Annotated in this window: 21 protein-coding genes; 9 read left to right on the top strand and 12 right to left on the bottom strand. The window is 65.1% G+C overall.

Going from position 1 to position 22,518, the window contains the following annotated elements; genetic code table 11:
• Window positions 1-152 precede the first annotated feature (152 nt).
• Entirely contained in the window at window positions 153-590 is a 438-nt protein-coding gene (locus RCP80_RS06735) for a nuclear transport factor 2 family protein (protein ID WP_308481597.1), read from the top strand.
• A gap of 441 nt (window positions 591-1,031) precedes the next feature.
• On the opposite strand, the gene RCP80_RS06730 is transcribed toward RCP80_RS06735, so the two are convergent.
• The 7 genes from RCP80_RS06730 to RCP80_RS06700 all read right to left on the bottom strand — a co-directional run bounded on the left by RCP80_RS06730 (window position 1,032) and on the right by RCP80_RS06700 (window position 9,394).
• Entirely contained in the window at window positions 1,032-2,636 is a 1,605-nt protein-coding gene (locus RCP80_RS06730; protein ID WP_308481596.1) for an FAD-dependent oxidoreductase, read from the bottom strand.
• Between the two features lie 55 nt (window positions 2,637-2,691).
• Window positions 2,692-2,880: a ferredoxin gene (locus RCP80_RS06725; protein WP_308481595.1), complete on the bottom strand. Its 189-nt coding sequence runs from the start codon at window positions 2,878-2,880 to the stop codon at window positions 2,692-2,694.
• The gene (locus RCP80_RS06720) at window positions 2,880-4,262 is read right to left on the bottom strand and encodes an aldehyde dehydrogenase family protein (protein WP_308481594.1); all 1,383 of its coding nucleotides are present in this window, start codon (window positions 4,260-4,262) and stop codon (window positions 2,880-2,882) included. Before RCP80_RS06720 ends, RCP80_RS06725 begins: the two co-directional genes overlap by 1 nt.
• Window positions 4,263-4,270: 8 nt before the next feature.
• The gene (locus RCP80_RS06715) at window positions 4,271-5,062 is read right to left on the bottom strand and encodes a coniferyl-alcohol dehydrogenase (RefSeq protein WP_308481593.1); all 792 of its coding nucleotides are present in this window, start codon (window positions 5,060-5,062) and stop codon (window positions 4,271-4,273) included.
• Between the two features lie 10 nt (window positions 5,063-5,072).
• A complete protein-coding gene (locus tag RCP80_RS06710) occupies window positions 5,073-6,341 on the bottom strand; it encodes a cytochrome P450 (protein WP_308481592.1) in 1,269 nt (422 codons plus the stop codon).
• Window positions 6,338-7,879: an acyl-CoA synthetase gene (locus tag RCP80_RS06705; RefSeq protein ID WP_308481591.1), complete on the bottom strand. Its 1,542-nt coding sequence runs from the start codon at window positions 7,877-7,879 to the stop codon at window positions 6,338-6,340. Before RCP80_RS06705 ends, RCP80_RS06710 begins: the two co-directional genes overlap by 4 nt.
• Window positions 7,880-8,272: 393 nt before the next feature.
• Window positions 8,273-9,394 (bottom strand): NDMA-dependent alcohol dehydrogenase, encoded by a 1,122-nt coding sequence (locus RCP80_RS06700; protein WP_308481590.1) that lies wholly within the window; start codon window positions 9,392-9,394, stop codon window positions 8,273-8,275.
• A gap of 564 nt (window positions 9,395-9,958) precedes the next feature.
• Between RCP80_RS06700 and RCP80_RS06695 the strand changes: the two genes are divergently transcribed.
• The 7 genes from RCP80_RS06695 to RCP80_RS06665 all read left to right on the top strand — a co-directional run bounded on the left by RCP80_RS06695 (window position 9,959) and on the right by RCP80_RS06665 (window position 16,145).
• Window positions 9,959-10,693: a nitroreductase gene (locus RCP80_RS06695; protein WP_308481589.1), complete on the top strand. Its 735-nt coding sequence runs from the start codon at window positions 9,959-9,961 to the stop codon at window positions 10,691-10,693.
• 38 nt (window positions 10,694-10,731) lie between these two features.
• Window positions 10,732-10,947 carry a hypothetical protein gene (locus RCP80_RS06690; RefSeq protein WP_308481588.1) on the top strand — a complete coding sequence of 72 codons (216 nt, stop codon included), beginning with the start codon at window positions 10,732-10,734 and terminating at the stop codon, window positions 10,945-10,947.
• Between the two features lie 134 nt (window positions 10,948-11,081).
• On the top strand, window positions 11,082-12,455 hold the full coding sequence (locus RCP80_RS06685) for a flavin-containing monooxygenase (RefSeq protein WP_308481587.1): 1,374 nt from the start codon (window positions 11,082-11,084) through the stop codon (window positions 12,453-12,455).
• Window positions 12,445-13,071 (top strand): TetR/AcrR family transcriptional regulator, encoded by a 627-nt coding sequence (locus RCP80_RS06680; protein ID WP_308481586.1) that lies wholly within the window; start codon window positions 12,445-12,447, stop codon window positions 13,069-13,071. The genes RCP80_RS06685 and RCP80_RS06680 overlap by 11 nt, the downstream gene beginning before the upstream one ends.
• Window position 13,072: 1 nt before the next feature.
• Window positions 13,073-13,993, top strand: a complete 921-nt coding sequence (locus RCP80_RS06675) for an alpha/beta hydrolase (RefSeq protein ID WP_308481585.1) — start codon at window positions 13,073-13,075, stop codon at window positions 13,991-13,993.
• On the top strand, window positions 13,990-15,066 hold the full coding sequence (locus RCP80_RS06670; RefSeq protein ID WP_308481584.1) for a TIGR03857 family LLM class F420-dependent oxidoreductase: 1,077 nt from the start codon (window positions 13,990-13,992) through the stop codon (window positions 15,064-15,066). The genes RCP80_RS06675 and RCP80_RS06670 overlap by 4 nt, the downstream gene beginning before the upstream one ends.
• Window positions 15,066-16,145: an oxidoreductase family protein gene (locus tag RCP80_RS06665; RefSeq protein ID WP_308481583.1), complete on the top strand. Its 1,080-nt coding sequence runs from the start codon at window positions 15,066-15,068 to the stop codon at window positions 16,143-16,145. The genes RCP80_RS06670 and RCP80_RS06665 overlap by 1 nt, the downstream gene beginning before the upstream one ends.
• A 50-nt stretch (window positions 16,146-16,195) precedes the next feature.
• Here RCP80_RS06665 and RCP80_RS06660 read toward each other — a convergent pair whose 3' ends face one another.
• Genes RCP80_RS06660 through RCP80_RS06640 form a run of 5 tightly spaced genes read right to left on the bottom strand, consistent with a single transcriptional unit; the run spans window position 16,196 to window position 21,303 of the window.
• Complete coding sequence (locus RCP80_RS06660; RefSeq protein ID WP_308481582.1) at window positions 16,196-17,515, bottom strand: phytoene desaturase family protein; 1,320 nt, start codon at window positions 17,513-17,515, stop codon at window positions 16,196-16,198.
• Window positions 17,516-17,536: 21 nt separating this feature from the next.
• A complete protein-coding gene (locus RCP80_RS06655) occupies window positions 17,537-18,697 on the bottom strand; it encodes an acyl-CoA dehydrogenase family protein (protein ID WP_308481581.1) in 1,161 nt (386 codons plus the stop codon).
• A 4-nt stretch (window positions 18,698-18,701) separates the two neighbouring features.
• Entirely contained in the window at window positions 18,702-19,901 is a 1,200-nt protein-coding gene (locus RCP80_RS06650) for an enoyl-CoA hydratase-related protein (protein WP_308481580.1), read from the bottom strand.
• Window positions 19,891-20,346, bottom strand: coding sequence for a MaoC family dehydratase (locus tag RCP80_RS06645; protein WP_308481579.1), 456 nt, complete (start codon window positions 20,344-20,346; stop codon window positions 19,891-19,893). Before RCP80_RS06645 ends, RCP80_RS06650 begins: the two co-directional genes overlap by 11 nt.
• Window positions 20,347-20,364: 18 nt before the next feature.
• A complete protein-coding gene (locus RCP80_RS06640; RefSeq protein ID WP_308481578.1) occupies window positions 20,365-21,303 on the bottom strand; it encodes a DUF7064 domain-containing protein in 939 nt (312 codons plus the stop codon).
• Window positions 21,304-21,487: 184 nt separating this feature from the next.
• Here RCP80_RS06640 and RCP80_RS06635 point away from each other — a divergent pair, with 184 nt between their 5' ends.
• Complete coding sequence (locus RCP80_RS06635) at window positions 21,488-22,516, top strand: MBL fold metallo-hydrolase (protein WP_308481577.1); 1,029 nt, start codon at window positions 21,488-21,490, stop codon at window positions 22,514-22,516.
• The last annotated feature ends 2 nt before the right edge of the window (window positions 22,517-22,518 follow it).

The raw sequence follows: 22,518 nt of genomic DNA, 5'->3' as shown, positions 1-22,518 counted from the left end.
TCCTCGTTATCTAATGCACACTAAATTAGTCTTAACGTATCACCGTTGGTCTATTGCTATGCAAAGTTCAAGCAGAGGGCGCGGTTCCTTGCGTAGCATTTCTATTTTTCACTAGATTCGAACGAGGGCACTCGACTACGCAAGGAATTGTGATGACAACAGCTCACCCGACCGACCCGAACTTCGCCAAGGCGTACTCGGCCGCCTGGACCTCCGATCCCGATGCGATGGTGGGGTACTTTGCCGCCGACGGGGTCTACACCGATGTCGCGCTGGACGGGCGGTACCAGGGCCACGAAGAGATCGCACGCTTTCATCGGTTCATGCTCAAGTTCACGTCCGATACGGTGATCGAATTCGGTGACACCCACGCTTCCGATGGCCGGCTGTATGCAAAGTGGGTGTGGAGCGGAAGCTTCGACGGCCCGCTGCGCCTCCGGTCGGGGAAGCTGATCGATGCCATGGGCACCCAATTCAGCGTGCCGGGTGTGGCTGTGTGTACCTATGACGCGAACGGCAAGCTAACCTCACACGACGATTACTGGGACCTGGCCACTGTCCTGGACCAGGCCGGGGTGCCGATCGGCTAACGCCGCCGTGGGGCCCGCCGCCGGCGGGCCCCAGAATCGCCATGCGCAGCGGCGAAGGTAGTTCGGATCGACGTCGACACCGTAGACTTTCGCTCCCGCGAGGGCTGCGAAGCGCGCACCGCTGAGGCCGCCGAGTCCGCCCAGCCCGATGATCCCGACCGCGGAACCCTCTGACACCGCACCCACCGTGCGCACCGCGTGAAATGCGGTCGTAGACGAGTCAGATGCCACGGCCGCCTGCACCATGGAGACCTCATCGGGAACCTCGATGAGGTCGTCCGCGTAGATGATGGTCGTCTCGGCCTACCCGCCGTCCCGGCCGAGCCCAGGCCCCCACGGCGGCGGCTTGAGGTAGCCCGATCGTCACCGATCACCGATCGCGCGCCCCCACTGACGTGCTGTTGTCACCGTCGAGGCCGAGCTTGGGATTGCGCCGTAGCGCTACTCCCGTGCCGCCGTCACCAAGTCGGGCACGGCGACCAGCTTGACGCGAGGCTTCGAGGTCTCGCCACCCCGGCGTCGCTCTTCCTCGTCGATGCGCTGCCAGCCGGCCCAATCGATGGGTGCGACACCGCTTGCTTCCAACACGGCGTCAATACCGGCGTCGGGAGCGGCGACCTCGGGAAGTCGCCCACCGCGGAAGTCGTCGATCAGCGCTGCGACGGTCTCCTGGGCGCACGTTCGATTGGTTCCGATGAAGCCCCGCGGACCCCGTTTGATCCAGCCAGTGACGTAGACGCCGGGCACGATGTCCCCGCCCTCGGTGACCCGACCACGTTCGTTGGGCACCACACCGCGTTCGGTGTCGAAAGGCACACCAGGCAGCGCCGTTCCGCGGTAACCCACCGACCGGAGAACCAGCCCAGTCTCGATGACCTCATCGTCGGCAGCGGCGCCCCCGTGGGTCGCGGTGACCCGCAGTCCTTCGACCCGGTCCGCTCCCACCACCTCCACGGGTGTGGTTCCGAACCGGAACACCAACCGCTTGTTGCCGCCTGTCGGGGTCCGGCGGGCATAACGTTCGGCGGTGTCGAATTTCAGCGCCCCGTCGAAGTCCGAGTCGGGTCGATCGCCCGTTTCTCCGGTCATGACGATATCCACGCCGGACAGCTCGCCCAGTGCGAGGAACTCACCGACAGAAAAGGCCGCGTCGGCGACGCCACGGCGTCCCACGATCACCACCTCTTCGATCTCGCTCTCCGCGAGGTGCCGTAGTGCATGCTCAGCGATGTCGGTGGCAGCGAGTTGCTCGGTCGCGCTGAGCAGAACCCTGGCGACATCGAGGGCGACGTTGCCGTTGCCGATGATGACCGCTCGGCGAGCGGACATGTCGATCACATCGTCGGCGTGGTCGGGGTGACCGTTGTACCAGCCGACGACCTCAGCGGCGGCGTGGTTTCCGGGCAGCTCCTCACCGCCGATGCCCAGCTTCCTGCTCGAGGAGGCGCCGACACCGTAGATCACCGCATGATGATGCTCGAGCAGCTCCTGGTGCGAAATATCGTCACCTACCGTGACATTGAAGTAGCACCGCAGATTCGGGTGCGCCAGTGCCGGTTCGAAGATCGAGACGACACCCTTGGTGCGCTGGTGATCGGGTGCCACACCGGAGCGGATGAGGCCGAACGGCGTCGGCAGCCGCTCGAACATGTTGACCTCGACGCCGTCGGTGCGCATCAGCTCGGCGGCCGCGTAGCAGGCCGCGGGGCCGGTTCCCACGATGGCCACCCGCAACGCGCCGGGTTCGACGGCTCGATGGCCGACCTCCGGCGCGACCGCACGCACCGCCAACGGGTTCCGGGTGAAGTAGTCGGCGTTGATGTCGAGGAAGTCCGTCTGAGAGACCGGCACATCGTCCTCGAAATAGATTGCCCCAACCGGACATTCGGCCTCGCACGCACCGCAGTCGACGCACGATGCCGGATCGATGTAGAGCATGGTCGAACCAGTACCGTCGGTTGACGGCACCGGCCGGATGCAGTCGACCGGGCAGACCGGGACACAACTGGCGTCGTTGCAGCAGTTTTGCGTGATAACGAAGGTCACTGATACTCGCTTGGGCTGGATGAGCTATTGGGGGCAGTGGGATCTCGAGCGTCGTTCAATCCATCGACAGAGCGCCGGTCGGGCAGTTTGAAATCGCCTCCTCGACGGCAGCCCTCTCGGAGGCGGGCGGGTTTTCGTCGATCACATGCGATTGCCCGTCGTCGCCGACTTCGAACACCGTGGGCGCGGTGACTTCGCACATCCCGATGCCCGAACACTTGGTCTTGTCGACTCGAACAGTCATCAGAACAACCTCCTCATGATCTTCAGCGCGCGGTCGGTGTAGGGCGGGTAGACCAGCGACGGGTCGGGCTTACTGGGCTTGGCGAGCACCGCACGCCGGTGACTGAGTGCCTCGAATCCCCACCGACCGTGATACGCCCCCATGCCGCTGGCCCCAACCCCACCGAACGGCAGCTGGGGAACCAAGCAGTGCATCGCGATCTGGTTGATGACCGCACCGCCCGACGGGATCGCGTCGATCAGCCGGCGAGCGCCCTGCCCGGACTTGGTGAATACATACAGCGCCAACGGCTTTGGCCGTGCGTTGACAAACTTCACCGCGGCTTCCGCCGATTCGACGGTGAGAATCGGCAGTATCGGACCGAAGATCTCCTCGCTCATGACGGGATCGGTGGGTGCCGGATCGACGATCACCGTGGGCTCGATACGTAGCGCCGCCCGGTCCGTGCCGCCGCCGGCGGCGATCTCGCCGGTCGTCGTGGCGATCAGGGAGGCGAGCCGGTCGAACTGACGCTCGTTGACGATCCGCAGCGACGGAGTATCGCCGGCGCGGAACGCTCGTAGTGTGTCCACGATCTTGGCGACCAGGGCGTCACGAACCGAACGCTCGACGAGAACGTAATCGGGAGCGATGCAGGTCTGACCCGAGTTGAGCAGTTTCACCCACGCGATCCGCCGGGCGGTGACGTCCAGGTCGGCGTCGGCAGCCACGATGACCGGGCTCTTGCCGCCGAGTTCCAGGGTGACCGGCGTCAGCGTGGGGGCTGCGGCGGCCATGATCTTGCGCCCGACCTCGGTGCCACCGGTGAACAACGCGTGATCGAACCCCTGAGCCAACAGCGACTGGGTGGTTTGCGCATCGCCCTCGACCACCTTGACGGCGTCGCCGTCGAGATACCGCGGAATCAGCCGCGCCAAAAGCGCAGAGGTGGCCGGTGCCAGTTCGGACGGCTTGACCACGGCACAGTTGCCCGCGGCCACGGCCGCCACCAAAGGCCCCAAGCTCAGGTAGAGCGGGTAGTTCCAGGGCCCGATGATCAGAACGACACCGAGCGGGTCGTACTGCACCCAGCCGCGGCCCGGCTTTTGGGCCAGGGGCAGACCGACCCGCTTGCGGCGCATCCACTTCTTGAGGTGCTTGCGCGCGTACGTGGCCTCGGCGACGGTGGAGGCAATGTCACCGAGCCACGCCTCCACGGGCGACCGGCCGAGGTCTGCGGCGAGCGCCTCGGCGATGGCCGATTCCTGTTCCTGACACAGGCGCTCGATACCGGCAAGCTGAGCCAGCCGCCACTGAAGCGGCTTGGTCCGGCCCGAGGCGAATACCTGCTGGAGATCGTCCCGCACTCCAGCAAGCGTGGGCTGGTCGGTCTGAATTGTCATGATTACTCTCAGATTTCGGGTTTGGGAATGACACCTGCGGCGACGGCGCCAGTAAGACCGCCGTCCACGGCGAGGGCCTGGCCGTTGATCCACCGGGCGGCGTCGGAAGCCAGGAACACGACCACGTCTGCGATGTCGTCAGCGGTCGCGTGCCGGCCCAGCAGCCCCTTGACCCCGTCAAGGGTGTCTTTACCCATGGTTTCCTCGAAGTCGACGAGGATGGGCGTTTCGACCGGGCCCGGCAGCACCGCGTTGACGCGTAGTCCCTTTTGCGCCGCAACCAAGCCCATCGACATGGCGTAGACGGTGGTGACCTCCTTGGAGAAGTTGTAGGCGTTGCCCTGCTGTGGGTGTTCCTTGAACCACGCCGCGCCCTCTTCGAAAGTCTTGGTGGCAAGGAGGTCACGAATGGCATCGAGGCGTTCGGGCCAGCCGAATCCGGCCGTCGAGGACACGATGGTGACGGTGCCGCCGGGTGTGAGCCGCCCGAGGAACGCGTCTGTGAGGTGCCGGACTGCGAGGCTGTTGACCGCCAAGACCAGATCACCCGGAGCGGTGCCCGGAATGCCGGCGATGTTCATCAGCCCGTCGTAGGTCCCGTCGAGTTGTTCGACGGCCGCATCGATCGCACGCGGGTTCGACAGATCGACCTCGATGTGCTTGGAAACCCGTGCGGCAGGCGTGTTCCGGTCCAGGGAGACCACCTCGGCTCCCACGTCGAGCAGTTTGCGGGCCGTGGCGTCACCGATCCCGGAGGCCGCTCCGGTGACGACATAGCGCTTGTTGCTGAACTCAGACATCGGAGGACTCCTAATCCAGGGTGTAGGGCAGTGACTTGACCGCGTGCATGAAGTTGCTTCGCAGATACTCCGGCTCCCCGACACGCAGGGTCGGTGCACGGAAGATCAACTCCCGGAAGATCGACTCGAGTTGCATCTTGGCCAGGAAGGCACCCATGCAGTAGTGCGGTCCGCCACCGCCAAAAGACACGTGCGGGTTCGGTTTACGACCGATGTCGAACTTGTGTGGATCGGTGAAGACGCGCTCGTCCCGGTTACCCGACGAGTACATCATCAGGAGCCAATCGCCTTCCTTGATCTCCTGATCGCGCAGCACCGTATCTCGGGTCGCTGTGCGGCGGAACGTCATCACCGGGGTGCTCCAGCGCACGAACTCCTCGATTGCGACGTGGATGTGCTCGTCGAAGTCGTTGATCAGCAGGTCCTTCTGGTCGGGGAACTGCTGCAGCGCCATCGTGGTGAGGCTGGTGGTGTTGCGGGTGGTGTCGTTGCCCGCAACCGACAGCAGCACGAAGAACGCCCCGAGTTCGTCATTGGTCAGACGACGGCCGTCCACCTCTGCCTGGACCAATTGCGACATCAGGTCGTCGGTGGGCTTCGCGCGACGCTGCTCGGCCAAGTCGAATGCTGCTGTGCGCAGGCCAAACAACGAATCGATGAGCACCTGCATAGGTTCGCGACCCGCTGCCACATCCGGATCGGCCCACGACACCATCCCGTCCGCGTGGCGGGTCACCTCTTCCCGCAGTTCCGGGTCCAATCCCATCATCTCGTAAATCGACCACATGGGCAGCCGCTTGGACACCTGCTCGACGAAGTCGCCCTCCTTCGTCTTCACGAGATCGTCGACGATCTGCACCGCCTGGGCGTTCACCTGATCGCGGATCACGCCGAGCCGTCGTGGGGTGAACACCGAACTGATCAGCCGCCGCAGGCTGGAGTGCTTCTCACCATCCATCGCCAGGAACGACTCGGCTTGCTCGAGCAACTCTGGTGGGACGGCCTCGATCTGGGTGCCCTGCCCGGAACAGAACAGCTCCGGGTGTTTGCTCACGTATTCGATGTCTTCATGGCGGGTGACGGCCCACACCCCGTCGATGGGGGGCGGCATCAAAGCGCCCTCGATCGGGGGGTGCCAGCTGATGGGGCGCTCGTCACGCAAGATCTTGAAGCTTGGTTCCCGCTCCTCGGCGGTCTGCGCCCAGAACTCCAGGGTCGAAACGCTGATGGGGTCGAACTCCGGACGATCGACACGATTCTGGGTGGTGTCGGTGGTCATGGCTGTGCCTCCACGTACTGGTTGATGAGAACTCGTTTGGCCAGTTTTCCGGTGGCCAGCCGGGGAAGTTCTTCGACGAAATCGACGGACCGGGGCGCCTTGTAGTGCGCGATGCGCTCACGCACGTAGGCGATGATCTCGGCGGCGAGATCCTCCGAGGGCCGCTCTCCATCACGTAGTTGCACCACGGCCTTGACCTGCTCCCCCATCTCGGCGTCCGGGATGCCGATGACCGCAACGTCGAACACCTTGGGGTGCAAGGTCAGCACATTCTCGATCTCCTGGGGGTAGATGTTCACCCCGCCGGAGATGATCATGAAGGCCTTGCGGTCGGTGAGGAATAGGTAGCCGTCCTGATCTACGTAGCCGAGATCGCCTACGGTGCACCAGTTGTCGTGCTCATGGTGGCGTGACTGGGCGGTCTTCTCCGAATCGTTGTGGTAGACGAACGGCGCGACCTCACGCTCGAAATAGATGGTGCCGACCTGCCCCGGCGGAAGCTCGACTCCATCGTCGTCGCAAATGTGCAGTGTCCCCATCGCGGCCTTGCCCACCGAGCCGCGCTTGGTCCGCCATTCGTCGGTGGTGATGATCGTCGTACCGTGTTGCTCGGTGGCGCCGTAGTACTCGACGAGGACCGGCCCCCACCAGTCGATCATCACGTCCTTGACTTCGGGCGGGCACGGCGCTGCGGCATGTACTGCTAGGCGCAGCGACGACACGTCGTAGCGCTCACGAACCTCCGCGGGCAGCTGCAACATCCGGACGAACATGGTGGGCACCATCTGCGTCGCGGTGACCCGGTACTTTGCGATGGCGGCCAGCGTCTGCTCGGCATCGAACCGTTCCATCAGCACGACCGTGCCGCCCAACGCCTGCACAGCACCACACCACTTCAGGGGCGCGGTGTGGTAGATCGGCGCCGGTGAGAGGTACACATCGTTGTCGGTCAATCCGAAGGCGTGCTGCAGCAGTCCGACGAGCGGGTCACCGTCCTCGTCGATCTGGCCCGGAATCAGATGCGGCTTAATCCCTTTGGGACGGCCAGTGGTGCCCGACGAGTAGAGCATCTCCGAACCGCGGGGCCGATCGGAAAGGCGGGTCTCACCCACTGACTGCAATAGCTCGGCGTAGTCGCCGTAACCATCGACCACACCACCAAAGGCGTACCAATGCTGGACTCCGGTGACGAGTTTGGCGACCTGTTCGGCCAGGTCTCCCACTCCGGACGAGCAGATGACGGCCCGCGCGCCGCTGTCGGACACGATGTAAGCGGCTTCCTCTGGGGCCAGATGCCAATTGATCGCGGTGATGTAGAGGCCCGAACGAAGTGCGGCCCAATAGACTTCAAAGGCCTCCGCGGTGTTGTCGGTCAGCAGCGCGATCACATCGCCTTTGCGCAATCCGGCCGCGTGCAGCGCCGCGGCCAACCGTGCCGAGTGGTCCTCCAGCTGTCCGTACGTCAACACCTGGCCAGAGTTCGCCATGATCACCGCCGGCCGCTCTGGCGCCGATCCTGCATGCGTTCCCGGAAACATCGGTCAGGCGATCCGAACGTCGCTGTCGCTACTACCCATACCCACCGTCAGACTCCTTAATGTTGATTAAATTCTGTGTGCCTACCGGTGCCGCTGAGGTCACAGCCATCGTAGCCGAAGCTATGACCGCTGTCACACAGACTAGCCATAACGGCACTTATGGTCAACCAGAAGAGCTGGTCCTCGCTGATCAGCCCGCCATCGGTCCGCCAGCGGCTCCGGCCGAGGATTCCGGCGACGCCCATGAGGACATGGATGGCGAGACTGGTCAGCCCGCCAACTTTCGTTTCAAAATGCCGGGTGGCCCGTTTGCATGCAGACGGAAGATAGAATCATCCCCGCCGAGCACCGGACGGATGCCGGAAGGTCTGCGCTCGCGGCGGCGAACTTCGATCAGTGCTCGTGGATCATCACGCCACGGATGTTGCGACCGGCGAGCATGTCGTCGTAGCCGGTGGTGACGTCCTCGAGCTTGTACCGCGCGGTGATCGCCTCATCCAGCAACAGCTGGCCGCTGCGGTAGAGCCGCAGCAGCCGCGGGATGTCGGCGCGCGGGTTGGCCTCTCCGTAGAGGCTGCCGAGCACGCGCTTCTGAAACAGCGTGGCCACACACATCGACATGGTGACCGCTTGGTCGGTTATCGGGGCGATCGCGGTCATGACGACGGCGCCACCCTTGCGAACCATGTTGAGCGCCTCTTCGATCATTGTCCCCTTGAGCACGCCCACCGTCAGGATCGCGGAGTCCGCCATCACACCACGGGTGAGTTCGGCGACCAGGGCGGTGGCCTCCGGCGCAGAGGTGACGAAGTGCGTGGCCCCGAATTCGATGGCCTTGTCCCGCTTGGACTCGACGGGTTCGACCACCACGATGTGTTCAGCTCCGGCCAGCCGGGCACCCTGGATTGCCCCGGTGCCGATACCGCCGCACCCCAGGACGACGACGGTGTCACCTGGCCCGACCTTGGCGCTGTTGACTGCCGACCCCCACCCAGTGGTGATGCCACACCCGAGCAGACACGCGCTCGACAGCGGGATGTCATCATCGATCTTGACCACCGACGCCTCCGGCACCGACCCGTACTGCGAGAAGCTTCCGACGAAGGCCATGGCCCCGACGTTCTTACCGTTCCAGCGGCGACGGAAGGTACCGTCCGGCTGAGTCCCCGTCATGAGATAGGCGCCCAGATCGCACAGGTTGGAATGTCCGGTCGCACAGAATCGGCACCGGCCACACGCCGGCAGGAAAGACGCCACCACGTGGTCGCCCTCCTTCAGCTCGCGCACACCAGGACCGACCTCGAGGACACGGCCCGCCCCCTCGTGGCCGCCGATCATCGCGACCTCGGGTACCGGCCCGCCGAAATCTCCGAGGCGCAGGTGCTCGTCCGAATGGCACAGTCCGCTGGCCTCCCAGGCCACCAGGACTTCGCCCGCAGCGGGCGGGTCGACGTCGACCTCCTCGATGCTCCAGGGCTTACCGAACTCCGTCAGAACTGCGGCTTTGGTCTTCACGGGTCGTCTCCTCAGTCGCCGATGACCATCCTCCCGAACGGGGGGTGGATTGAATCATTTTTCTATTTGATATTCGACGTACGTTCACGCACAGGCAGGCCCAACTACAACTTGCCTCGGTACTACGCGCACTCGAGAAGCGCGTCGATACACCGACGACCTCCTCGCAGGCGCGACACCGCCAGGAGCGCTTCGTTAATCCGAGTTAGATTTCTCGGCCACTGCGCCACTGGGGCATGCGCGCGCTACTTTACACGGACTATGATCACGGTCACATGCAACGTGCTCTGGCCAACGGTTCGATCACCAGCCATCCGACAATCGTGCAGGTAGACGTGGCTGCGTAGGTGCGAGAGCACCGCTGCCGGCTCGGGTTTGCTGCGTGACGCAGCCTTGGAGCAGCCGTAGCTGGTGCTCTCACAGCCGATCAACCTTCACTTCAAAACTTAAATCGCAGCGATCTAGACTGTGCGTGCGCACCCGTCGCTCCTACGGCCACTTTGGCTCACCCATCGGTGACGACCATCTCGAGTGGGAACCGATGCATCTGAAAGGGCAACTTTCTTGACCACCACCGACATCCGATCTGTCGTCGAGTCCCGCCGATCCGATCATCTCCCGGACAACGCGGCTGACATCCTCGAACACTTGCTGGCCGTACGAGTGAGCTATCGCGCCTACCGGCCGGAACCTGTTGCGGAACAGACGATTCGCGAGATCCTGGAGACCGCTCAATTGACGGCTTCGTGGTGCAACAGCCAGTCCTGGCGGGTCGCTGTCGCCAGCGGGGCAGGAACCGATCGGCTCCGCAAAGCGCTGTTCACCGCAGCGTCCAGCGGTCATACCGACACGCCGGACATTCCTTTTCCTCGGGAATATCGCGGCGTTCACCGTGACCGCCGACGCGAGAGCGGATTCCAGCTGTACAACGCCCTGGACATCGAACGCGGCGATCGCCAGCGTCAGATGGAGCAAACGCTGCAGAACTTCAACTTCTTCGGCGCCCCGCACGTGGCGATCATCCACGCCGACGAGGCACTTGGCCCGTACGGCGCGGTCGATTGCGGTGGCTACGTCAGCAACTTCATGCTCGCGGCAACCGCTCGCGGCGTAGGCAGCATTGCGCAGGCCGCCCTGGCCATGTACCCCAACACTCTGCGCGACGAACTCGGCCTGACGCCGGACCGCCAAATCGTGTGCGGCATCTCCTTTGGCTACCCCGATTTCGACCACCCGACAAACACTTACCGGACCACCCGCGCCCCGTTGACCGAGGTCGTCGACTGGATCACGTCCTGATCAGTACCGGTAGCAGCGATGAGGGGCATGAGACAACGGTGTTCGCGCTCGCCCGTTGCGGATCAATGCCCGTGCGTCGGGATCGGACCACCGCAACGGTGCCGATTGCCGCCGAAGCGCCGATCGATCCGGTCGAGGCGGCATCAACGCAGTCTGCGGACCACCCCCTCCAAGACGTACTCGCGATGGAAATGATCTCGGTCTGCGACGCCCTCGCCACACAGGCGCGTTGCACGCTGCAGTTGCACCGCTGACCCAGGCAGGGAACGACCTGCGACACGATGTTCTTGAACAAATACTAGAAAATTATCGCCGAAAGTTGACTCTTGTCAGGATTGGGCTCTACGGTGGCGGCAAGCGACTCAGGTCACAACTCGTCGGAGGCGAAATGCACACCACACCGCGGACCGCAATCATCGGAGCCGGCATCAGCGGGCTCACCACCGCGAAGAACCTCGGTGACGCCGGTGTGGACTACGACTGCTTCGAGTCCTCGGACCGGGTCGGCGGGAACTGGGCATTCCGCAACCCCAACGGTCATTCCAGCGCCTACCGCTCACTACATATCGACACCTCGCGGGACCTGCTGTGTTTCAAGGACTTCCCGATGGACAGTTCCCTTCCGGACTATCCGCACCACAGCGAGATCAAGGACTATCTCGACGATTACGCCGACGCGTTCGGCCTACGCGAACGCATCAAGTTCCAGACCGCCGTCGAGCATGCGCGTCGGCTCGACGGCGGCGGCTGGGAACTCCAGATCAGCGACGGCAGCCGCCGGCAGTACGACGCACTGGTGGTCGCCAACGGACATCACTGGGATCCCCGATTCCCGGACTTCCCCGGCGAGTTCAACGGCCAGACCATCCACTCCCACGCCTACATCGACCCCACCGAACCCCTCGACCTTCGCGGTAAGCGCATCGTGGTGGTCGGCATCGGCAACTCGGCGGCCGATATCGTCTCCGAGCTGTCGCAAAAGTCCTGGCAGAACACCGTGTACCTGTCCACGCGCTCCGGTGCATGGGTGGTGCCCAAGTACATCTTCGGAATGACTGCCGACAAGATCGCCCGCACGCTCCCAGTGATCCCCTTGTCCTGGCAACGCCGCATCATGCGGCCCGTGCCGCGGCTGCTGTTCGGCCACCCCGAACACTACGGCCTGCCCACTCCCAACCACCACTTCCTCGAGGCGCACCCCACGCAGTCCGCCGAACTGTTGATGCGGTTGGGTGCCGGCGACGCAACGGCCAAACCCAACATCGAGCGGCTCGACGGCGACCACGTCGTCTTCACCGACGGCACCCGGGTGGCCGCGGACGTCATCATCTATGCGACCGGCTACAACATCACCTTCCCGTTCTTCGACCCGGAGTTCCTCTCGGCACCCGACAACCGGCTGCCACTCTTCAAGCGGATGCTCAAGCCCGGCATCGACGATCTGATCTTCGTGGGATTCGCCCAGGCTCTGCCCACGCTGTTTCCCTTCGTGGAATGCCAGGCCAGGCTGGCGGCCGCCTATCTGGCCGGGACGTATCGCCCGCCGAATCCGCAGCAGATGGAGAAGGTGATCGCCGCCGACGAACGCAAGTACATCGGGCATTTCGCCGACCGGCCCCGCCATACCCAGCAACTCGACTACTTCGACTACGAACGCGACATTCGCGGGCGGGAGCTGCCCGCCGGGCGTCGTCGGGTCGCCAAGCACGGGCCGGTGGTGCTGAGCGGGCGCGTCGCGGAACCCGCAGCCGATGCGGTCTGACGACGTCGCCGCGCCGCGCCACAATCCGGTCCGACCGCAGCACCGAGGCGAGATGCGGCGCACCCGACTGCTTAACGCGTTGGCCACCCGCCTCGAAGGCCAGCCGCTGGCCGAGGTGTCGATCGCGGATGTGACCGATGAGGCCGGCCTGGGTCGTTCGGCGTTCTACCACTACTTCAGCGGTAAGCACGAGGCGGTCACGCATCTGCTCGCCGACATCTTCTCCGATCAGGTGTCGACGGTCACCGAGATCATCAACGCACCAGGAGACAAGCTCGACAACATGTCGCGGTCGCTGCAATCGGTGGTCGACGCCTGGCTCGGCGAGAAGGCCCTCTACCTGGCGATGCTGGATGCCCGCGATACCGATGCCGCCACTCGGCAGATCTGGACCACATGGCTGCAACGTTACGAAGACTTCGTCGCGGAGTACATCTCGGAAAACCGCACAGTGAGTGGCGCCGATCCCGCCGACCTCGCCCATGCCCTGATCGCCACGAATGAGCAAGTGCTGCAACGCCTATTGCGCAGCGGCGGCGGTCAGGACGCGGCGCGACGCGCGCACGCCACGCTGCTCGACATCTGGTCTTCAACCATCCTCGGCAAGGAGAGCTGACATGTCTGACCCAATACGTATTCCCACCGACGGCGGCGCCAGGCTCGCCGCGACGCACTTCCCCGCGACCTCCGAGGCGCTGCGCGGCCGGAACGGCCGCCCCGCCGTCGTGATGGCCCACGGCTTGGGGGCAACCCGCGACAGCGGCCTGGCGGGCTTCGCCACGGCGCTGTCTGCTGCGGGCCTCGACGTCGTCACCTTCGACTATCGCAACTTCGCCGAATCCGACGGCACCCCAAGGCAACTGGTATCGCTGCCGGCCCAGCTCCGCGACTACCATGCCGCGCTGCGCTACGCCCGGTCGCTGCCCGAGGTCGACGCCGATCGCGTCGCGATCTGGGGCGTGTCGTTGTCCGGCGGGCATGTGCTCAAGGTGGCGGCCGAGGACCCCTCGGTTGCCGCGGTGATCAGCCTGACACCCGCGGTCGACGGTCTGGCCGCGGTGGCCGCGATGGCCAAGGCCAACGGGCCGGCACACCTCGCGAAACTGGTGGGCCGCGGTCTATCGGATGCGATTGGCACCGCACTACGACGCCCCCCGGTGCTGACGCCGATCGTCGGCCATCCCGGCGAACTCGCTGCGCTCACCGCGCCCGGCGCGGTGGCCGGCATGGCTGCCACCGCCGGTCCCACCTGGAAAAATGCGGTGGCGTCGCGGTTGTTCCTGCAGATGGGCCTGTACCGACCCGGGGCCTTCGCCGACCGGGTGCGATGCCCGGTCCTGATGCAGATCGCCGATGCCGATCAGACCGCTCCCCCGGGCGCGGCGACCCGCACAGCGACGCGACTGCGAGCCACCGTGCATCACTACCCATGCGACCACTTCGACGTCTATCCGGGCACCTCCTGTCATGACCGGGTGGTCGCCCATCAGGTCGCCTTCCTGCAGCGCGTTCTGACTCCGGTGGAGGTGGCGTCATGACCGAGCAGATGCCCGAGATCGGGTTCTACACGCTGGCCGGCCAGGCGGATCACCCCCGCGATCTGATCGCCGAAGTCCGCGACGCCGAACGCCTCGGAATCGGCGAATGCTTCGTCTCGGAGCGGTTCTCCACCAAAGAGGCCGCGACGATCTGCGGAGCTGTCGGAGCCATCAGCGACACCATCGGGATCACCACCGGCGCAACCAATCACAACATCCGCCACCCGATCGTGACAGCCGCTCACGCGACCACCATGCATCGCCTTACCGGCGGGCGGTTCACCCTCGGGCTAGGCCGCGGAATAGTCCCGTTGCAACGGGCGTTCGGCATCCCGGAGATCACCACCGCACAGATGGAGGACTTCGCGGGCGTGATGCGCCGGCTGTTCCGCGGCGAAACCGTCGTCGGTCATGACGGTCCGATGGGTAGCTATCCGGCGCTGCGGCTCGATCCCAACTTCGACGAGGACGTGAAGCTGGGCCTCGTCGCATTCGGGCCCAACTCACTGGCGTTGGGCGGCAGAGCCTTCGACAAGGTCATCCTGCACACCTTCTTCACCGACGAGACACTGCAACGGTGCGTGCAGACCGTCAAGGACGCCGCCGAGGCGGCGGGCCGCGACCCGGCGAAGGTCGAGGTGTGGTCATGCTTGGCGACCATCGGCGATCACCTGCCGGAGGAGCTGCGACTGCGCAAGACCGTCGGCAGGCTCGCAACCTACCTGCAGGGCTATGGCGACCTGATGGTGCGCACCAACGACTGGGACCCTGCGGTTCTCGAACGCTTCCGCCAAGACCCGGTCGTGCAGAGCTTCCAGCCGCCCGGCGGCGCGATCAAAGTGATCGACAGCCCGTCCACCACGGTGGAGCAACTCGAACACATCGCGACCCTGCTGCCCGACGAATGGCTGGCCCCTGCGGCCACCGGAAGCCCGGCGCAGTGCGCCGCCACCGTCCAGAACCAGTTGGACCTCGGGGCCGACGGAGTCATTCTGCACGGCGCCTCGCCCACCGAACTCGAGCCGATCCTTCCCGAATATCGCGCGATCCGATCACGAAAGGCCGCAAACTGATGGCGTTTACCGACTACACCCTGGCTGAGCTGACCCCAGAATCGCTGACGACCACGCTGCGCCGTCGGCCCGATTGGGCATCCGTCACGGTCACCGAGGTCGACGCCACACCGGTGGGAACCGGGCAGATGGCCAACAGCTACCGGCTGACGCTCACCTACGCCGACGACACCGACGTGGCGCCGGCCACGATGATCGCGAAGATCTCGAGCACCGACGAAACCAGCCGGCAGATGGCCATCGCGACCGGGGCCTATCAACGAGAAGTCTTCTACTACCAGCACCTGTCCGGCCTCTGCGCCGCCCGCGCACCGGAAAGCTATTTCGCCGAGATCGCGGATGACCGGTGCGGATTCATCCTGTTACTGGAAGATATGGGGCCCGCCGAAATGGTCGATCAGATCACCGGGTGCTCGGCGGACCAGGCGGACCTAGCCCTGACCCAGGCTGCGGCTCTGCACGGATCCTCCTGGGCGCACCCCGCCCTACGCGAGCACGAGTGGCTCCCCGGCCAACAGGCATGGACTCAACTCGGCGGGTCGATACCGCAGATCACCGGGATGTGGTTGGAGCGATTCGGCAATCATCTTGACCCGGAGCATGTTTCGGTAGTCCAGCAACTCGGCGATCATGTGCCCGCGTGGCTGGCCACCCTCGGCGAGCACCGCTGCCTGTGGCACGGCGACTTCCGACTGGACAACCTGCTGTTCGCGGCACAGGGCGGAGCCACGCCGATCGCCGTCGTCGACTGGCAGAGCGTGGCGGCCGCACCGGGCATAATCGATGTCTCGTACTTCATCGGTAACTCCATGACCGAGGCGGACCGGGCCGAGCACGAGCGCGACCTGGTCACCGAATACCATCGGCGATTGCTGTCCTACGGCGTGGAAGGGTACAGCGCCGATAAGTGCTGGTTGGAGTATCAGGCGCATGCGCTGTACGGGCTGGTGCTGACCATCCCGGTGTCACTGGGAGTGCAGGCGACCGATCGCGGCGACAAGATGTTCGCGGCGATGGCTTCCCGTGCCGCAGAACAGATCCGGGCGAACGACAGCTACTCGGCGATCAAGGCACTGTAAAGCCGTGGGGCGGGCCCGGCTGGGCCCGCCCCACGCTTTCACAACACAGCTCAGTTCAACACGGCGGGCCGATGGCTGGCCACGATCTTGTCGACGACCAGCTTGGCGGTCTCCGCGCAGGCGGTGGTGCCGCCGTTGGCGTACTCCTTGACACCGTCCCCGACGTTCCACAGACCCGTGATCGGGGTGTCATGCGGCAGGTCGAAGCCCGCGACCGCCCGCTGCGGCGGCCAACCGTCCCGGGTGACCGCGATGTTGAGCACTCGGGCGCGAGTATCGAAGTCGTCGATGTTGTCACGGAGATCCTGGAGCAGCAGCTCGGTCTCGGCGGCCTCATCGAAATCACCCACCGACGGTTTGGGCACTGCGGTACCGACATACAGATTCCAGCCCTGCGGAGCCATCTCCGGGCAGATGTCGGTGAAGTTGGCGACATAGGCCAGCCGGCGGGATTTGGCGAAACTCAGCATGCCCGGAACCTCGACCAGGCGCTCGCGGCTGGCGAAGTTCACCGAGATCATCGAGGTGGGCCGGGTCCCCTGCTCAACCAGTTCCCGATAGTCCGCCGGCACGTTGTCCGCACCGAGCAGCCCGACCGTGGCGGCCGGGCCGACATCGCTGACCACCACCGGGGCGGTGAGTGTGACCTGCTGTCCGTCGCGCTCGACCACTACGCCGGTAGCGGTCCCACCCTCGGTGAGAATCTTCGTCACGGGAGTCGACAGCCAGATCTGTCCGCCATGGCGTTCCACCGCGCCGGCCAGCCCCTTCCACAGGCCGATGGTGCCCTCGGGGTGGAAGCCGAACCGCTTGAACGCGCTCTTGCGGGTGAAGTAGGTCAAGAACACCCGTGCGGGCAGGTCTTCAGAGCCGACAGCGAAGACCGAGGCGCACATGTTGCGGAAGATCCCGTGCACGCCTTCATTTTTCGTGTACTTCGCCACCCACTCGGCCGTGGAGAGCTCGTCCTCGGGCAGGCCGGAGTCGTTACGTGCCGCGCCGATCCCCTTGACCAGCTTGGCGCCCTGCCGCGTCAGTTTGCCCAGCAGGAACCCCCACCCGCCGCCGGTGACGTCAACATCCTTGCCCGCGATGCGGTACAGGATCGGCGGCTGGGGCTCGCGGATATCGAACGGGGCACCGACCTCCTCACAGGTCTGCTGGGTGATCCCGCCGACCTCGATGACAATGGCCCCGTTGTTCACCTTGAAGCCGTCGATGTCATCGGTGGAGGCCCGTCCGCCGACCTTGTCGAGCTGCTCGATCACCAGCGTGCGAAAACCCTGGTGCGCCAGCCGCGCCGCGGTGAACAACCCGCCCGCCCCGGCCCCGATCACGATCGCGTCGAAGGTCTGCTCGGTGGTCGTCATGCTTGTCTCCTCAGCTCGATTTCAGTAGGACCGCGGCAGACCCAGCGATGTCTGCGCGACGAAGTTCAGCACCATCTCCCGGCTCACCGGCGCGGTGCGCATGAGCCGGGCGACGAACCAGAGTTCCGACAACCCGTACTCGTGGGACAGGCCGTTGCCGCCGTGGGTCTGGATCGACTGGTCGAGTGCCTTCAGCGCGGCCTCGGAGGCCGCGAACTTCGCGATGTTGGCGGCCTCGCCGGCGGGTTCACCGGCGTCGAACAGTTCCGCGCTGCGCGCGGTCGCGAGCCGACTCAGCTCTACCGCGATGTGACACTCGGCCAACGGGTGGGCGATACCTTGATGTGCCCCAATTGGAGTCGACCACACCTGCCGCTGGTTGGCGTATTCGGCGGCCTTGCTGATGGCATAGCGTCCGATGCCGCCGGACAGCGCGCCCACCAGGATCCGCTCGGGGTTCAGCCCGTCGAAGACCTGACGAAGGCCATTGCCCGCATCCCCGATGAGAGCATCACCGCCGACTTCGACGTTGTCGAGGAACACCGTGAACTGCTTGTCAGGTGAGACGATCGACGTCTCGATCTCCTGATAGCTCAGCCCGGGGGCGTCGGCGGGCACGACGAACAGCGACAGCTTGGATTTCTCCGGCGTCGACAGATCGCCGTCGCGGGCCACCAACAGGATCGAGTCGGACTGGTCGACGGCGGAGATGTAGTACTTCGATCCCGAGATCGCCCAACCGGTGTCGGTGCGCCGCGCCGTGGTCTTGACGTTGTGGCTGTTGGAACCGGCGTCGGGTTCGGTCAGTCCGAAGGCCATCTTGCGGGTGCCGTCGGCAATCGCCGGCAGCCACTCCTTCTTCATGGCGTCCGAGCCGTGGTGGGCCAGGATACTTCCACAGATGGCCGGTGAGATGACCCAGATCAACAGCGGCATCCCGTGGGCGGCAAGCTCTTCGACGACCACGACGGCCTCTGCCATCCCGCCGCCGCCACCGCCGTACTCCTCGGGAAGGTGGACGCCGAGCAGGCCGGACTCCGCGAGGTCCTTCCAAAGTTCGTCGATGTCACCCCCGGTACGACCGCGCTCGAGAAAATAACTGGCACCGTACTTTTGGGCGATTCCGGCGACCGTTTCCCGGATCGCGCGGTGATCGTCGCTTTCGTGCATCAGCCCCGACATGTTCTTACCTTCCGATGAAAGTGGGTTGTTGTTTGGCCGCGAACGCGTTGATCGCGGCCGCAGCATCCTGGGTGTCGCCAGTGGCCTTGAGGGCGCGTGTTTCAGCGAGCAGATGCCCCGACAGGTCGCTGCGCCAGGAATCGCGCAGCAATTCGCGCATCGCGCCGAAGGCCCGGGTCGGTCCGGTGGCCAGTTCCCGAGCCAGCTCTGTGGCGTGTTCGCGTAGCCGGTCCGCGGGCACGATCTCGTTGATCATTCCCCACTCCAGTGCCTGCTGCGCACTGATCGGCTTGTTGCGCAAATACGCCTCCGCGGCTCGGCGCGGGCCGATCAAGCGCGGCAGATGCCAGGTGCCGCCGCCGTCGCCGGACACCCCGAGCCCCGCGAAGGCGGTCAAGAACCTGGTGCCCTCGGCGGCGACCACGATGTCGGCGGCGTACACATACCCGATACCGCCGCCGGCGACAGCGCCATGCGCCGCGGTGACAATCGGCGCCTGGATTCGGCTGAGGATGTCGAATGCACGATGAAACGGGACAGTCATCTCGGCGAGGTAGTCACCGAACCGCTCCGAGCGGCCTTCGACGAAGTGCTTGATGTCGCCGCCCACGGTGAGGGCGGGTCCGTTGCCGCAGATGAGCACGCACCGCACGGTCGGGTCGGCCTCGATGCGACGGGCCACCTCGAGGGTCTCCTGGCCCACGCGCATGTCGATGGCGTTGCGCTCGGCAGGTCGATTCAGACACACGGTGGCGACACCGTCGTCTACGCGATACTCGATTGTCTCGAGCGCGGATGGGCCGTCGAGCGCGGCATGCCAGGCCGCGGTGTCGGTGAGCTGCTGCAATGCCACGATGCGACCGTCATCGCTGAAGGCGATGACGTGAACGAAGGCGGCATCCAACGGGTTTCCGCTCCGCCGCGCGGTGCCGCGGTAGCGGCCGGTCACCATCAGTCGCGCGTCGGGCAGGCTCTGAAATTCCTCGGCAATCGCCTTGACCCGGAAGTGCTCGCCGATGCGCCACCACAGGTTGGTGCGCATGGCCTCGCCGCCGACATGTTCGCCGCCCATCTGCAGGGGCAGCCCTTCGGCCGCGTGCCCGACGAAGTCCGGATGCAACAACGCACCCAAGGCATCCTTGTCACCGCCGGCAAGTGCCTCGTACAGACGCTTGGCAGTCTCAACCGCGCGCTCAGCCGACATAGCGGACCACCGATTCGATGACGGCGGCGGGCTTGTCGACGCCTTCGATCTCGACCGTGGTGACCATGGTGGCCTGCACCGCGGCGTCGAGGCGCTCGGCCTTTTCGATGCGGGCGCGGGCACGGACCTTGGCTCCCACCGGAACCGGCGAGATGAACCGGACCTTGTTGAACCCGTAGTTGATCGCCATCTTCACCCCGTCGACGCGGTACAGCTCATGCATGAACCGCGGCAGCAGCGACAACGTCAGCAGACCATGGGCGATGGTCGCCCCGAACGGCCCGTCGGCGGCCCGCGCCGGGTCGACATGGATCCATTGATGGTCGTCGGTGGCGTCGGCGAACAGGTCGACGCGCTCCTGGGTGACGGTCAGCCAGTCGGTGGGCCCCAACTCGCTGCCCGCGGCGTCGGCGATGGCGTCGAGCCCTGAGTAAACCTGTGTCACTGCATTTTTCCTTTCGTCTCAGACGTCCAGCCCGACGGGCAGGTCGTCGCGGAGCTGATCAAGGTATTCGGCCATGCCGTGCAGCACGTGTCCGTCGGCGTCGGTCCAACGCACGGTGGACTCGATGATGCGGGTGGTGGCGGCGCCGTCCCGAGAACGGTTCCGCAGCGGGGCCGAAGTCAGCACTTGCCCCTCGAAACTCCAGCGCCGTTCATCGCCGATGGCCTCGACACGTACCGTCTGCTGGTAGTGATCGGTGTCGCGGACCGTGCTCACCGTGGCCTCGCGGCAGGTGTGCAAAGTCGCACCGTCCCACACGAACCCGCCGCTGCGGGAGGTGCCGTCGGGTTCGCCGAAGTAGGCGACCATGAAGCCCTGGTCGGCAGCGGACCCGTGGACCCACCGGTAGAACCACGGCGCCTGCCAGGAGCGTGGCCCCCACGAATGGTCACGCAGCCCATGTCCGTTGACGAGGGTTTCCGCGTCGCCGATCTGCACAGTTCCGGTCACCGCGGCCAGTTGTTCGTAGTGGTTGGGCGCGAACGAGGCGCCCTCGCCGTCGCCGTCGAAGGTGCCCGCGTAGGGCGGTGCGATCGCGGCGTACTGCAGTTCGATGCGGCAATCCGCGATGGGACTGGCGCTCAGGGCACGTTTGGGGTCGATGAGGGTGCGAGGGTCCGCAAGCAGGGAAACTTGGCCGTCGAAGCGCACCCGCAGTTGCTTCATCGGGACCGCAAGGTCGACACTCAGGCCGGCGGCGTTCATCTGATCGTTGCTCGTCACGGTGGGCCGGGCGAACCCGAAGGCCAGGGTGCCGTCGGGCAGATACAGGCAGATGGTGCGTTCTCCGCGCCCCTCGTTCGGCCGGTTTGCCAGCCGTAGAAATCCCGCCAGCCCCGACGCTGGGTCGCTGAACTGGAAGTACATCGACTCATTGAACGTGGGTTCTGGTCCCACGGGATGAGTGAAATCGTCTTCGGCGGTGATGACGCTGATCTTCTCGCTCCCTCGCCCTACTACGTTTAATTTGCATTAAATACTAACCTGGTACAGCGACGCTGGCTGCACCTAAGCAATCTAACATAGGTTTTTATCGGTTGTTAAACTTACGACAGCCCCTACGACATCGGAGGAGGTCCTTGTGACCCCTACTTCCACCAACGCCCCAGACAGCGACCATCTGCAGCGAATCGCACCTCGGGTGGTCCGGGTTCAGCTGCCGCTGCCCCTGCCCGATCTGAAGGTCATCAACGCTTACATCGTGGAAGGCACCACCGGCATCACGCTCGTCGATCCCGGCTGGTCGACCGCCGAATCCGAGGCGCAGTTGCTCGCGGCGTTGCACAGCCTGGGATACGGCCGATCCGACGTCGAGCGCATCTTGGTCACTCATGCGCACTGGGACCATTACACCCTGGCCGTGAAATGGCGTGATGAGCTGGGCGCCGAGTTGATGCTCGGCGCCGGTGAACGGCACTCGATCGAGGCCTTCGATGCCGCCGAGGGCATCCATCCCGTCCAGCGGCAAATGCTGCTCCGGGCCGGCGCCCCCGATCTCTCGCGCGTCATCCAACAGACGCCGTGGGAGCCCTACGAACACAACGCACCCTTCGCTCCCCCGGACCGTTGGCTCCACGGCGGCGAACGGATCGACTGCGGCGGGACGCAGATCGTGGCCCGATCGACACCGGGCCACACCAGGGGGCACGTCGTGTACGAGGACGAGGCCGCCGGCCTGGTCTTCACCGGTGACCACCTGCTGCCGCGGATCACGCCGTCGATCGCCTTCGAGCGCACGCCCGAGCGGCTGCCGTTGCGGTCGTTCCTCGCGTCGCTCCGGCTGTTCGTCGATCTTCCCGATCACCGGATGCTGCCGGCGCACGGGGGCGTCGACAACACCACTGCCGTGCGCGCCGCCGAACTCATCGAGCATCACCGCGAACGCCTTACGGCGGTGGCTGATCTGGTGGCGACGAACGAGTCGGCCACGGCCTATGACATTGCCGCCCAGATGCGTTGGACGAGGCATGAGCGGCTGATCGCCGAGTTGAATCCGATCCATCGGATGGTCGCGGTGCTCGAGGTGATGGCGCATCTGGATCTGTTGGTGCATCAGGGCGTACTTGCCGTCGACGAATCCCAAACCAGCGCGACGTTCACGCTGGCGTGACC

The sequence above is a fragment of the Mycolicibacterium sp. MU0053 genome (assembly GCF_963378095.1).
GTDB lineage: Bacteria > Actinomycetota > Actinomycetes > Mycobacteriales > Mycobacteriaceae > Mycobacterium > Mycobacterium burgundiense.
The sequence above is the reverse complement of the archived record's forward strand: the minus strand, read 5'-3'. Positions and strand labels throughout refer to the sequence as shown.